The organism is Agrobacterium sp. CNPSo 2736, from assembly GCF_004005385.1.
GTDB classification, from domain to species: domain Bacteria; phylum Pseudomonadota; class Alphaproteobacteria; order Rhizobiales; family Rhizobiaceae; genus Agrobacterium; species Agrobacterium leguminum.
Genome location: NZ_RZTX01000003.1, coordinates 383,100 through 396,506, shown reverse-complemented (window position 1 = coordinate 396,506; position 13,407 = coordinate 383,100). Strand labels below are relative to the sequence as shown.

The following is a 13,407-nucleotide window of genomic DNA, read 5'->3' as shown; positions in this document are numbered from 1 at the left end:
AACCGCACATTTCGCCTTGAGCTGCATGTATGATTGTAACGCCTTGAATTTTACTGCAAACCGATGGCGGAAGCGAATGCTATCTTTGCCGACAGGGGCGGCAGACGCTCTCTTTTGCGGGATGAAAACCGATCAGTCCTTGCGGAAGATGATGCTGGCGCCCCAGCCGGTCACGACGGCAAGCAGAACGCAGAGTGCGCCATAGGCAAGCGGCGTCTGATGCGCGGCGTCGGTGATCGCCTGCTCCATGCCGGTTTTGACGACGCGCAGTTTCAGTTCGCGCTGGGCGATGAATTTGCCGCTCTTGAAGAGATAGGCGCGGGCGGTGTGCACGCCGTTCGGCACATTGGCCGGCAGGCGCAGGGTCGCCCAGAACAGGCCAGTGCGCTCCAGCCGCACCCCGGTCGTGTCGTTGCGATAAATGCCGCTGGAAAGCTTCAGACGCCGATAGGCCTCCTGAAAATCGAAGACATTGTCGGGCACGCCGGAAAAGACCGCGCTTTTCAGTGACAGATGGTCGACGCCAAGCCCCATGGCGCGGAGCGTTCCGGGCGAGGCGACATCGCTGATATTGCGCGTGCTGGCCATGGAATAGGATTCCGGCAGCGGTGTGAAGGTGATGGCGCTGGTATTGATCCAGATGCCCGCCACGCGTTCCTTTTTGCGCACTGTCATGTAATCACTCGGACCCTCAAGCGTCACGACAATGTCATATTGCCCGATGGCGAGCAGTAGCTGGTCGGTATTGTTCAGCGCGCCGAAAAGCGTGAAATCCGCGCCGCGAAAATCGGAAGCAATTGGAATTTCGGTCGTCGATGCGCCGATTTCGATATTTTCCAGCAGGGATCGCTGCTGCGGGCCGGGCGGCAGGGCAAGCGGCGGCGTCTGGGCCGAAGCGATTTGCCCGAGGGTGAGGCATGAGGCCAGCGCAAGGGCGGCAAGCAGCAAATGGCGGGTCAATAACCTAACCCCCCAACGGCCACCGAAAACAGGTCTTCCGGGCGCACCACCAGCGATACGGCAAGGCGAAGCGCGACGGCGAGAACGAGAAGCGCAAGCAGGGCGCGCAGCTGTTCGCCGCGCAGTTTCTGGCCGACGCGCACGCCATATTGCGCGCCGATGACGCCCGCCACCATCAGGATGAAGGCCAGAACCACATCGACGGAATAGTTGGTCGCCGCCTGAACCACGGTCGTATAGGCGGTTACGAAAATGATCTGGAACAGCGAGGTGCCGACAACCACGCTGGTGGGGATGCGCAGGAGATAGATCATCGCCGGCACCATGATGAAGCCGCCGCCCACACCCATGATCGAGGTGAGGATGCCGATGCCGAAACCCAGCGTGACGATGGGAATGATGCTGAGATAGATCTTCGATTTCTTGAACCGCATTTTCAGCGGCAGGCGGTGCACCCAGTTGTGGTGGCCCGGCCGGCGCAGCGTCACGGTTTCGTTGCGGGCGGCGCGGCGAAGCGCCGAAATGCTTTCCTTCAGCATCAGCCCGCCGACGGTGCCGAGCAGGATGACGTAGAGCAGCGAGACGATGAGATCGAGCTGGCCGATGCTGCGCAGGAAGGAGAATATCCACACGCCGACCGTCGCCCCCACCAGACCGCCCACAAGGAGGACGCTGCCGAGCTTGACGTCGAGCGTTCCGCGCCGGAAATGCGTGATCGAGCCTGACACGGAGGAGGCGACCACCTGGTTTGCACCCGTCGCCACGGCCACCACAGGCGGAATATTGTAGAAAATCAAAAGCGGGGTAATCAGAAAGCCGCCGCCCACGCCGAACATGCCGGAAAGAAAACCGACGGCCGCGCCCATGCCGAGAATGATGAAAATATTCACCGACAGTTCTGCGATCGGCAGATAGACAGTCACGGCTCGGACCTCGGGCAAATGGTTCCGGGCGGCAGGGCTTGTCCGGGTGAGGGGGCCGCGCCGCGATTTACACTTTCTGTCTGAAAAGACCGGGCATGCCCGGCCTTCATCCGTCATGCCCGCGAGGGCCTGACCTGTCAACATTCAACGGTAAATACGTTGATAATTTGGAAAGATAGCGGCCGTGTGTCGGCAGCCGGCCACATTCCTGCGCCGGGCTGAGCGAAAGCGGCCAGGGGGCCGCTTCGCCGGTTCTCGAATGTTTATTTGTTGCGGGCGAGAAGCGCGGTCACCAGCTCGTTGGTAATGCGGCCGTCCGGCGTCTGGCCCACGGACTTCTGAAAGTCCTTGATGGCCGTCACGGTGTTCTTGCCGAGCTTGCCGTCAGGCTGGCCGGCATCGAAACCGTTCTTGTTCAGGATCGCCTGAATGTTGCGGATCGCCTTTTCCATGTCCACGGAGGCGGTTTTCACGCCTTCCTTGCCGGCCCATTCTTCGGGCGGGTTGACGCTGTTGGCATCTTCCGAAAGCGGCTTGACCTTCCAGGCGTCCACCTTGGCCTTTGCGCTCTGAAGCTGCTGCGGGTTCAAGGCCCCTGCCACTTCGTCGCGTTTCTGGGCGGCATCGGCGTCACCATCCCTGGCTGCGATGGCGAACCACTTGTAGGATTCCTCGATGTCCTGCTTCACGCCGCTGCCGCGCGCATAGAGAATGGCGAGGTTGAACTGGCTGTCACGAACGCCGAGGTCGGAAGCCTTGATGAACCATTGCGCGGCGGCGGCGAAATCCGGCTGACCGGCCGCATCGGAGGCGAGCAGGACGGCGAGATTGTGCATGGCGCCAGCATTGCCCTGTTCCGCGGCCAGCGTGTAATAGCGCTTGGCTTCGGGAAGGTTGCGTTCGACGCCGTTCGCCTTCTCGTAGAGATTGGCGAGACGATATTGCGCGGGTGCAAGGCCACGATCAGCGGCGAGCTTGTACCACTTTGCCGCCTCGGTGCGGTCGGCGGCAACGCCGCGGCCATCGGTGTAGCGGGCTGCGATCTCGAACAGCGCCTGCGTGTCGCCCTTGGCGGCCGCTTCTGCAAGCGATGCCGGCTCGATGCCGGCGGGAACGGTGATGGCGTCCTGGGCGGGAACAGCCGTGGCGGCGACCTGAGCCGGAGCCGAAGGTTCGTTCTGCGCGACGGTGCCGGAGTTTGCCGCATCCACTGCGGGAACGTCGGCAACCGGCGGCTCGTCAGGCAGCGGTGCGCCGCCGACGGTGCGGGGATCGATGGTGTTTTGCGCCGGTGCGGTGTTTTCGATGCTGTCTGCGGATGCTGACTGTTCCGGATCGATGGCGAGGTCGGACGGAATGGTCACGGCCTTGTCGCCCGCTTCGGGAAGCGCGGAGACCGGGCCATTGTCCTGCTTCTGCTCGATGACCGGCGCCGGAGCTTCCGCGCCGCCGATCAGCGTCTTGACGAGCGGCATGGCCATCATTGCCAGAAGAATGGCGCCGATGCCGAGCAGCAGCGGGCGGCGATAGCGCGAAAGCCCCGATGCCTCGGCCTTGCGGCCCTTCTTGCCGGTATCAAGCTTCTCCGGCGATGTTTCCATGGCGGCGGCCTGCGCCGCACGACGGGCGGCGGCAATGAAATCCGTCCGTCCTTCGGCGTCTGCGGCCTTGCCGCTGGCGGCCACCTGGCTGGCGCGCACGCGCTCGAGGATTTTCTTGATATCGGGCGCACCCGAACCCGGCTCCAGAAGTTCGTTCTCCTGACCCGCCGGCAGAACGTCGATCGGATCGAGCGACGGGGCTGGCTCGATCTGCGTGCGGGCGGAGGAGGAGGCCGATACGGGTTCTTCTGCGGTTTTGACGGTCTTTGCAGTACCTGTCTTGAAACGCTTCGTCAGGCCGGCAAGCAGGCTCTTTTTTTCCGCCTTCGCGGGCTTCGCCGCAGCAGGAGGCACGATGGCATCTCCATCTTTCCCGTCGGCGTCGAGAATGGCCTGTTCTTCGGCAATATAACCCTCTTCCGGGAAGATTGCGGCCGGCATGGATATATCTTCGTGCGCAGGGGCCAATACAGGCTTCGCGACGCTGCGGGGCGTGGCCTCTTCGCGGTAGACGGGAGCATTGTCGAGGTTATCCAGCCGGCCGGCGATTTGCACCAACGTCTCATGCAGCGCTTCGAATGTGCGGTGCGTGCGCTCTTCGGTGTTGCGGCTCAAGGCTTCGAGATTGCGCAGATCGGTCGCAAGATCGGTCAGCATGGTCATGTCGGCAAGGTTTGCGCCGGCCGAGAGATTGTTGCGGGTATAGGCGTCCAGAACGGCCTCGGCCGCCTGCCGGGCTGCTTCGATGATATATTCGTCGTTGGACGCCATATAGTCTTCGATGGCCGCCATGCGGGCATCGAGTTCAGGCGGCATGCCTGCGGCCTGCATCTGCATCGGCTGGCTGATCAGCGTCGAGAGATGGGCGATCTGGTTTTCGAGGCTTGCCAGCGCGTGGCTGTCGGCAGGCGCGGAATGGGCGGTCTCGTCGAGACGGGCGGCAATATTGCCGAGCCGCTCTTCCAGACGCGAGAAGGCGCTTTCGCTGAGGCCCGATGCCGGCTGCGGCTGGCTGTAACGATAGTCGAGGTCCTCGATCCGACGCGAGAGCAGGTCGAGCCGTTCGGCCAGACCGTCATTGACGGCGCCGTGATCCAGCGCGTCGATCTTGCGGGAAATGTCGCTGAGGAAAGACGTCAGTTCCGCCTGTTGCGAGGGGCGCTGCGAACGCTCCAGAAGCAGGGAAAGCTGGTCCAGCCGCTCATGCAACTGCGCGGCGTCGCGGGCGGTGCTGAGTTCGTCGACTTTGCCGGCCAGCGCTTCAAGGCGGGCGGTCAGGTCCAGCGCCGGTTCAGGTTTTGCAGCGGCAAGGCGGTTGATGTCGCCGAGCTGTTCGGCAAGGCCGTTCAGCCGGTTTTCCAGACGCTGCGCCAGCGCATTGTCCGTTGCCTGCGCATTGGCGCGCGTGCCGGTTGCGGCAATGGCGCGGCTGATTTCGTCCAGCCGCTGGTCGAGACCGGAAAACTGTTCGGTAAAGGCCGCTTCGTTCGGCTGCATGTGCTTGCCGAGCTGCTCCACGGCGCTGGCAATGGCGATCAGCTTGTCTTCAAGCACGCGCACGGCCGGATTGTTGCTCATGCCGCCGAGCTGCGTCTTGATGTCATCGAGACGATAGGCGAGCGAAACGATCTCATCCTGCAACGCGCCGGCGTCGAAACCGCGCAGCGTGTCTTCCACATTGTTCCAGCGGCTTTCGATCCGGTGCACGCTGTCTTCGCGCGCAAGCTGGTCGATCGTCAGGCGCAGGTCCTCGAATTCGTTGCGCAGCCCGTAGGCATCGGGCGATGCCAGATTGCCGAGCTGGTCGATGCTGCCGGCCAGACGTGCGATATCGTCGCGCAGATCGCCGATGAACTGCTGGTCTTCCGCCACCGCGCGAATATTGCGGATCTCGGCGCGCAGTCCCTGCGCTTCGCGGGCGACGCCCTCGGCAATGTCGTGCTTCAGCTCATGCCGCAGATTGACGAGCGCCTGGGCAATCTCCTGCAGCGCCGCGTCATTGCGCTGCGGTTCCTGATAGGGCGGGATGGAACGCGCGCGCGGTGCGGGAGCGGCGGCGGCCTGCTGCGCATCCCTCGGCCGGTATTCCGGTGCAAGCGGTCTGGTAATCGTCCGTTCCGGGCGGGCGGTGGGTTCCTGCGGGCGCTGGAAGCTCGCCTCTAGGAGGCGCTGGCGCTGGCGGATTTCGTTGACGGGATCGAGCTGCGGCGGCGTGACGGCGGCGCGCGCGGCATAAGCCTCGCTTTTCGCTTCGGGCTGAGCGCTCGCGGCCCGGGGGTCGCGCGGGAACTTCTGGCTCATCAGCCCTTCGATACGGGCTTCAAGGCCTTCAATGGTGCGATTGAGCGCATCAAGAGACGATCTGTCGCTTGGCTGTTGGGTTTTCGATCGCAATCCGTTCATCTTTTCGCTCGCTTCGCTTCCGCCCGCCGTGCCCGGTTATCTGTCGCGACGTTGCCTGCCTGGACACGCCGTCGCCGCAACATGCAGCAATCCTAGAGCCGGTATTCGCCCCCGTTGAGGAAAATGCGCCGGAGTACGAAGCAGTTACCTCTGTCGGGAGAATTCACGAAACGTGGTAAAGAAGTGGTTAACTATGGTCGGAATTTTTTAACTTTTGCGGCAGGCGGCAGCCCTGCGCCGGGCAGGACGTCCATTCCGCGAAAAAGGAGAAAGGATAATCCGCTGAAATTTATTTGACGTTTACGCGCACGTCAAATATTGTCATGCCATATCGGCCGGATTATCGCCGGCGCCCACGATGCGGAGGAACATCGGTAATGCCTGTTTACAAGGCCCCAGTTAAAGACACGCTTTTTATCCTGAACGACGTTCTCGGCCTGGAGCGGTATAACAACCTGCCCGGCTTCGAGGATGCAACCCCCGACATGATCGAGGCCATTACCGGCGAAGCCGCAAAGCTTGCCGAAGAGCGGCTTTTCCCGCTCAACCTTTCCGGCGATCAACAGGGCTGCAAGCGCGCCGATGACGGTTCGGTCTCCGTGCCGGATGGTTTCAAGGATGCTTATGACGCCTATTGCGAAGGCGGCTGGATTGGCCTTGCCGTTCCGCCGGAATTCGGCGGGCAGGGGCTGCCCTATACGCTTCATGCCGCCATCGGCGAATATATGTCGTCGGCCAACCTGTCGCTGATGATGTATCCCGGCCTGACGCAGGGTGCGATTGCCGCCATTCTGGTGCATGGCACGCAGCAGCAAAAGGACACCTACCTGCCGAAGATGGTGGAAGGCACATGGTCCGGCACCATGAACCTGACCGAACCCCATTGCGGCACCGATCTCGGCCTGCTGCGCACCAAGGCCGTGCCGCAGGCTGACGGCAGCTACAAAATTTCCGGTCAGAAGATCTTCATCTCCGCCGGCGAACATTCCATGACGGGCAATATCGTCCATCTGGTGATCGCCCGCATCGAAGGTGCGCCTGAAGGCACGAAGGGCATTTCGCTCTTCGTCGTGCCGAAATTCCTCGTCAAGGAAGACGGCACGCTTGGCGAGCGTAACGGCGTCACCTGCGGTGCCATCGAGCACAAGATGGGCATTCACGGCAACGCCACCTGCGTCATGAACTACGATGACGCGACGGGTTATCTGCTGGGCGCTGAGAACAAGGGCCTTTCGGCCATGTTCGTGATGATGAACGAAGCCCGCCTCGGCGTTGGCCTGCAGGGTCTTTCCGTCGGCGAGATCGCCTATCAGAACGCAGTCGAATATGCCCGTGAGCGCATTCAGGGCCGCTCGCTTTCCGGTGCGAAATTCCCCGACAGGAAGGCCGATCCGATCATCGTGCATCCCGATATCCGCCGCACGCTGATGACCATCAAGGCCTATAACGAGGCCGGCCGCGCCTTCCTGCTCTGGACCGCGCTGCAATCCGATATCGCCCATCGCTCGACCGACGAGAAAGAGCGGCAGGCGGCGGACGACCTGCTCGGCCTCGTCACCCCGATCCTGAAAGGCGTGCTGACCGACAAGGGCTTCGACCACGCCGTGATGGCGCAGCAGGTCTTCGGCGGCCATGGCTACATCGAGGAACATGGCATGAGCCAATATGTCCGCGATGCACGTATCACCATGATCTACGAGGGCGCGAACGGCATTCAGGCGCTCGATCTGGTCGGCCGCAAGCTCGGCATGAATGGCGGCCGCGCCGTCATGGCGCTGTTCAAGGAAATCGGCGATTTCTGCGAGGAAAACCGCACCGATGAAAAGCTCGCCCTTTACACCAAGGGCCTGAAGAAGGGCTTGAACGATCTGCAGGCCGCAACCATGTGGTTCATGCAGAACGCCATGGCCAAGCCCGACAATGCCGGTGCCGGCTCGACAGACTATATGCATCTCTTCGGCATCGTGGTGCTGGGCTACATGCAGGCGCGCATGGCGAAAGCGGCCAGCGAAGCGCTTGCGGCAGGCAGCGCTTCGGACGAGGATTACCTCAAGACCAAGCTTGTCACGGCGAAGTTTTATATGGAGCGCATCATGCCGGAAACGGCGCTGCGCAAGGCCCGCATCGAAACCGGCGCGGACACCATGATGGAACTGGCTGCGGAAGCATTCTGATGAGGCTGGCGTTTCCAACGCCGCAGGGAGAGAAACAATGACCGACGTTTTTATCTACGACCATGTCCGCACCCCGCGCGGACGCGGCAAGAAGGATGGCAGCCTGCATGAAGTGCCCTCCGTTCGCCTTGCCGCCAAGACACTGGAAGCCATCCGCGACCGCAACGGGCTGGACACTTCTGCCGTCGACGACATCATCATGGGCTGCGTCGATCCTGTCATGGATGCCGGTGCGGTGATCCCGAAGGCTGCCGCCTTCGAGGCGGGTTATTCCAACAAAGCCCCGGGCATGCAGATCTCGCGCTTCTGCGCCTCGGGTCTCGATGCCATCAATTTCGCGGCCGGCAAGGTCAAGGCGGGGTCTGACGACATCGTCATCGCCGGCGGCGTCGAAAGCATGTCGCGCGTCGGCATGGGCATGTCTGGCGGCGCCTGGTACATGGACCCTTCGGTCAACTTCCCGGCCTTCTTCATGCCGCAGGGCGTTTCGGCCGATCTCATCGCCACGAAATACGGTTTTTCCCGTGACGATGTCGACGCCTATGCTGTCGAGAGCCAGAAGCGCGCGGCGCATGCCTGGGATAAGGGCTATTTCAACAAGTCGGTTATTCCGGTGAAGGACTCAAACGGTCTGACGATTCTCGACCGTGACGAGCACATGCGCCCCGGCACGGACATGCAGGCGCTGGCTTCGCTCAACCCGTCCTTCCAGATGCCGGGTGAAATGGGTGGTTTCGAAGCCGTCGGCATCATGGCGCATCCGGAAGTGGAGCGGATCAATTACGTGCACCACGCCGGCAATTCGTCCGGCATCGTCGATGGCGCGGCCGCCGTTCTGGTTGGTTCCAAGGCGGGCGGCGAGGCGTTGGGCGTGAAACCGCGCGCCCGCATCAAGGCTTTCGCCAATATCGGTTCCGATCCGGCGCTGATGCTGACCGGCCCGGTGGATGTGACCGAAAAGCTGCTGAAAAAGACCGGCATGTCGCTTGCCGATATCGACCTTTTCGAACTCAACGAAGCCTTCGCTGCCGTCGTGCTGCGTTACATGCAGGCTTTCGATATCAGCCACGACCGGATGAACGTCAATGGTGGCGCCATCGCCATGGGTCATCCGCTCGGGGCAACCGGCGCGATGATCCTCGGCACGGTGCTGGATGAGCTGGAGCGGCGCGACCTGAACACTGCGCTCGTCACGCTCTGCATCGGCGCTGGCATGGGCACGGCGACGGTTATCGAGCGGGTTTGAGCCACCCAGGCTCCTCATCCCTGTGCTCGTCACAGGGATCCAGCAGCGCCGCGTCTGCGGCGCGAGAGAGTCTTCCAGCCCAAAGACTTGGGCTGACTGGATTCCTGTGACGAGCACAGGAATGAGGGATCGGGAAGTCCGGCGAAACGAAATTCAGGGAAGAGGAATCCCAAATGAGCACTTATACCAATTTCACCATCGAGACGGACGCAGACGGCATTGCCCTCGTCACCTGGGACATGCCGGAAAAATCCATGAACGTCTTCACGTCAGAGGTGATGGACGAGCTGAACGCGATTGTTGACGCCACCGTCGCCGACGGCGCCGTCAAGGGCGTCGTCTTCACCTCCGGCAAAAGCACCTTTTCCGGCGGCGCCGATCTTTCCATGATCAAGTCGATGTTCTCCTTCTACAATGATGAGAAGACGAAGAACCCGGATCAGGCGGCGGCAAGGCTGTTCGAACTGGTCGGCCGCATGACTGGCCTGTTCCGCAAGATCGAGACCAACGGCAAGCCCTGGGTTTCCGCCATCAACGGCACCTGCATGGGCGGCGCTTTCGAACTGTCGCTTGCCTGCCACGGTCGGGTCGCCTCCAGCGCCAAGAACCTCAAGATCGCCCTGCCGGAAGTCAAGGTCGGCATCTTCCCCGGCGCCGGCGGCACCCAGCGCGTGCCGCGCCTGACGGACGCGCAATCCGCACTGCAGATGATGACGACGGGCCAGTCGCTGACCGGCGCGCGCGCCAAGGCCATGGGGTTGGTGCATCAGGTGGTGGAGCCGGATCAGCTGGTCTCCACTGCAAAGCAGATGATCAAGGACGGCCTGAAACCGGTCGCACCCTGGGATGAAAAGGGCTTCAAGGCCCCCGGCGGCGGCATCTGGACGCCGGCCGCGGCCCAGCTCTGGCCCGCCGCACCGGCCATCCTGCGCCGCGAAAGCGCGGGCAATTATCCGGCCGCACTCGCCATCCTCAAATGCGTCTATGAGGGCCTGCAATTGCCCTTCGATACGGCGCTGAAGGTGGAGCAGCGTTATTTCACCGAAATCCTTCGCTCGAAGGAAGCCTTCGGCATGATCCGCTCGCTGTTCATTTCCATGCAGGAACTGGGCAAGGGCGCACGCCGCCCCGCCGGCCAGCCGAAGACCGAGTTCAAGAAGGTTGGCGTCGTCGGCGCAGGCTTCATGGGAGCTGCCGTCGCTTACGTCACCGCTGCCGCCGGCATCCCCGTTGCGCTGGTGGACCGCGATCAGGAAGCCGCCGACAAGGGCAAGGGCCATTGCGAGGAAAGCGTCAAGACCGCCATCGGCAAGGGCAGGCTGACGCAGGAGGAGGGCAAGGCCCTGCTCGACCTCGTCACCCCGACATCCGATTACGCCGCACTCGCGGATGCCAATCTCGTCATCGAGGCCGTCTTCGAAGACCGCGATGTCAAGAAGGCCGTCATCGAGGCCGTGGAAGCGGTGCTTCCCGAAGGTGCAATCTTCGCCTCCAACACCTCCACCCTGCCGATCACCGGACTTGCGAAGAACTCGAAGCGCCCGACCGATTTCATCGGCATCCATTTCTTCTCGCCGGTCGAGAAGATGATGCTGACGGAAGTCATCCTCGGCAAGGAAACCGGCGACAAGGCGCTCGCCGTCGCGCTGGACTACGTGGCGAAGATCAAGAAGACGCCGATCGTCGTCAACGATACGCGCGGCTTCTTCGTCAATCGGTGCGTGCTGCGTTACATGGCGGAAAGCTACGACATGCTGATCGAAGGCGTACCCGCCGCCATGATCGAAAATGCCGCGAAATTCGCCGGCATGCCTGTCGGCCCGCTGGCGCTGAACGATGAGGTGGCGATCGATCTTTCCTACAAGATCCTGAAAGCCACCGTCGCCGATCTCGGCGAAAAGGCCGTCGATCCGCGCCATATGGAGCTGGTGAAAAAGCTGGTGGAAGGCGAGGGCCGTTTTGGCCGCAAGAACGCCAAGGGCTTTTACGACTATCCGGAAAAGCCCGCCAAGAAGTCCCTCTGGCCCGGCCTGAAGGACCTTTATCCGCAGCAGAAGCCTGAAGCGGTGGATATGGAGGTGCTGAAGCAGCGCTTCCTCGTCACCGTGGCACTGGAAGCCGCCCGCACGGTGGAAGAAGGCATCGTCACCGATCCGCGTGAGGCGGATGTCGGCTCCATCCTCGGTTTCGGTTTTGCGCCCTATACCGGCGGTGCGCTGTCCTATATCGACGGCATGGGCGTGAAGAACTTCGTGGCGCTCGCCGAGAAACTCAGCGAGACCTACGGCCCACGCTTCAAGCCGACGCCGCTGCTGAAAGACATGGCCGCCAAGGGCGAGACCTTCTACGGTCGCTTCGATCCCTATGCCAGCGCCGCCAAGGCGGCCTGAGGCTTCAAGTGAGACATTGAACAGGCCCTTCGGGGCCTGTTTTATTATGCCTGTCTCCCCGCTTTCCGTGCATCCTTTGCCCGGCTGAGGCGTTGAAAAGGCTGACCGGGCAAAAGCGCCCGCCGCCGCAATTCAGCACGCCCCAGGAGACAGCGATGAAGGCCCCACTGCGATCCCACGGTTTCGACAAGCCCTCGGACCTTGACGACCATCTGGCTGAACTGGACGAAGAGGCCGAGGCTGTGGCTGCCGAGGCAAGAGCGGAAAAAACCGCGACCAAGAGAACGCGTGCCGCCAAAGCCATCGATCCGTCGCTGCGAGCCGAATTGGACGAGCTTCGCAGACAGGTCGACAAGATCCGCCGCGATGTCAAACGGCTGGAGGCGGCCCGGCACTCCCGCCACAGGCCCGCACCGCCCCACCATGAGCGCGACCGCGAGAATTCCCGCCTGATGACGGTGGTGCGCTCCGTCGCCGTCACCTCACTCGCCAGCCGTATCTTCGCTTCCTCGCCCGTCATGGCGGCGCTGGTGGCCGTGGTGCCTTTCGTGCTTGGCCTTGCCGTACGGCGCAGCGAAGGGGCATAGCCGCTCTGGATTGCACCCCGCGCGTGGCTAGGGCCCTTTCCGAACCCGCCGCCTGCCAGATGCCGGATGCCGATCAGGCCCGGCGGATGGCGGAGAGCGGTTCTCCCAGCCGCAATCCGGCCTCCGCCGGGCGCTCATTCCAGCCATCCACAGGCGCCGTGAAAAAACTGTCAAAAAACTTCGCGATGACGCTTGCCATGTCCGAACAAGATGTTATAACCCCGCTCACTTTCGGGGCACCAAACAGCCCCGCCCGCCAAAAGCGGAGGTTCTTCAAGGACCTGAAGTGCCCGGATAGCTCAGTTGGTAGAGCAGCGGATTGAAAATCCGCGTGTCGGTGGTTCAAATCCGCCTCCGGGCACCATTTATCTCAATTACATTTTTGATGAATTGCGTGCATGGCGACTTGCCCATTTGCAGGCAAATTTCGATGAGTAGCTACCGCCATCATATGTTTTTGACAGGCCCGGTGTTGCCATGACCAACCCTGTTTGTTGCAGGCAGTTGGAGAGAAGCCCGCAAATGGATCGTGTCACAAGCCCACCTCTTTTACCGCCCGGCATTGTCTATTTTGACGGTTTTCTCTCTCCAGAGGAGGAGGCCGCCGTCGCCCACAGGCTGGATGCGGGTGTGTGGAGCACAGAGTTGAAACGTCGCGTGCAGCATTTCGGTTATCGCTACGACTATAAAGCGCGCGCTGTTACCGCGGATGCGTATATCGGGCCGTTGCCGCCATGGCTTGGCGTGTTCGCGGAGCGGCTGGTTACCACAGGTTATTGTCGGGATTTGCCCGATCAGGTTATCGCTAACGAATATCTTCCGGGGCAGGGCATCAGTGCGCACATCGATTGTGTGCCCTGCTTTGACGATACGATCGTGTCGATAAGCCTTTTATCCACATGCGAGATGGTTCTCCGCGAATTGCGTGGACCAGCCGCATGCGGTGTTTTGCTTCAACCCCGGTCAGGCGTCTTGCTGAGAGATTCCGGTCGCTACGGCTGGACCCATGAAATTCCGGCTCGGAAATCGGATATAGTGAATGGGGTCAGGAACGCTCGAGGCAGACGAATTTCCCTCACTTTTCGCAAAGTCATCAAGCTAAAACGGTCTTGACCCGGGCGAA

The 13,407-nt window shown here is 61.8% G+C and carries 8 protein-coding genes and 1 tRNA gene; 6 read left to right on the top strand and 3 right to left on the bottom strand.

What is annotated here, in order from left to right; genetic code table 11:
• Positions 1-132 precede the first annotated feature (132 nt).
• From EM858_RS08305 to podJ, 3 genes are all read right to left on the bottom strand, one after another.
• On the bottom strand, positions 133-960 hold the full coding sequence (locus tag EM858_RS08305) for a TIGR02186 family protein (protein WP_127756392.1): 828 nt from the start codon (positions 958-960) through the stop codon (positions 133-135).
• Complete coding sequence (locus EM858_RS08300) at positions 957-1,883, bottom strand: sulfite exporter TauE/SafE family protein (protein ID WP_003522786.1); 927 nt, start codon at positions 1,881-1,883, stop codon at positions 957-959. The genes EM858_RS08305 and EM858_RS08300 overlap by 4 nt, the downstream gene beginning before the upstream one ends.
• A gap of 263 nt (positions 1,884-2,146) precedes the next feature.
• On the bottom strand, positions 2,147-5,887 hold the full coding sequence (gene podJ / locus EM858_RS08295) for a cell division protein PodJ (RefSeq protein ID WP_127756391.1): 3,741 nt from the start codon (positions 5,885-5,887) through the stop codon (positions 2,147-2,149).
• 377 nt (positions 5,888-6,264) lie between these two features.
• Here podJ and EM858_RS08285 point away from each other — a divergent pair, with 377 nt between their 5' ends.
• The 6 genes from EM858_RS08285 to EM858_RS08255 all read left to right on the top strand — a co-directional run bounded on the left by EM858_RS08285 (position 6,265) and on the right by EM858_RS08255 (position 13,397).
• Entirely contained in the window at positions 6,265-8,061 is a 1,797-nt protein-coding gene (locus tag EM858_RS08285; protein ID WP_127756390.1) for an acyl-CoA dehydrogenase C-terminal domain-containing protein, read from the top strand.
• 37 nt (positions 8,062-8,098) lie between these two features.
• The gene (locus EM858_RS08280) at positions 8,099-9,307 is read left to right on the top strand and encodes an acetyl-CoA C-acetyltransferase (RefSeq protein ID WP_127756389.1); all 1,209 of its coding nucleotides are present in this window, start codon (positions 8,099-8,101) and stop codon (positions 9,305-9,307) included.
• A 173-nt stretch (positions 9,308-9,480) separates the two neighbouring features.
• Entirely contained in the window at positions 9,481-11,697 is a 2,217-nt protein-coding gene (locus EM858_RS08275) for a 3-hydroxyacyl-CoA dehydrogenase NAD-binding domain-containing protein (RefSeq protein WP_127756388.1), read from the top strand.
• A gap of 155 nt (positions 11,698-11,852) precedes the next feature.
• Positions 11,853-12,284 carry a hypothetical protein gene (locus EM858_RS08270; RefSeq protein WP_127756387.1) on the top strand — a complete coding sequence of 144 codons (432 nt, stop codon included), beginning with the start codon at positions 11,853-11,855 and terminating at the stop codon, positions 12,282-12,284.
• A gap of 288 nt (positions 12,285-12,572) precedes the next feature.
• Positions 12,573-12,648: transfer RNA gene (locus tag EM858_RS08260), tRNA-Phe, on the top strand.
• A 158-nt stretch (positions 12,649-12,806) separates the two neighbouring features.
• Positions 12,807-13,397, top strand: a complete 591-nt coding sequence (locus EM858_RS08255; protein ID WP_127756386.1) for an alpha-ketoglutarate-dependent dioxygenase AlkB — start codon at positions 12,807-12,809, stop codon at positions 13,395-13,397.
• The last annotated feature ends 10 nt before the right edge of the window (positions 13,398-13,407 follow it).

Excerpts from the sequence above, each read along its gene's own strand:
- podJ (WP_127756391.1), bottom strand. The coding sequence starts at position 5,887 with ATGAACGGATTGCGATCGAAAACCCAACAGCCAAGCGACAGATCGTCT.
- EM858_RS08285 (WP_127756390.1), top strand. The coding sequence starts at position 6,265 with ATGCCTGTTTACAAGGCCCCAGTTAAAGACACGCTTTTTATCCTGAAC.
- EM858_RS08280 (WP_127756389.1), top strand. The coding sequence starts at position 8,099 with ATGACCGACGTTTTTATCTACGACCATGTCCGCACCCCGCGCGGACGC.
- EM858_RS08275 (WP_127756388.1), top strand. The coding sequence starts at position 9,481 with ATGAGCACTTATACCAATTTCACCATCGAGACGGACGCAGACGGCATT.
- EM858_RS08270 (WP_127756387.1), top strand. The coding sequence starts at position 11,853 with ATGAAGGCCCCACTGCGATCCCACGGTTTCGACAAGCCCTCGGACCTT.
- EM858_RS08255 (WP_127756386.1), top strand. The coding sequence starts at position 12,807 with ATGGATCGTGTCACAAGCCCACCTCTTTTACCGCCCGGCATTGTCTAT.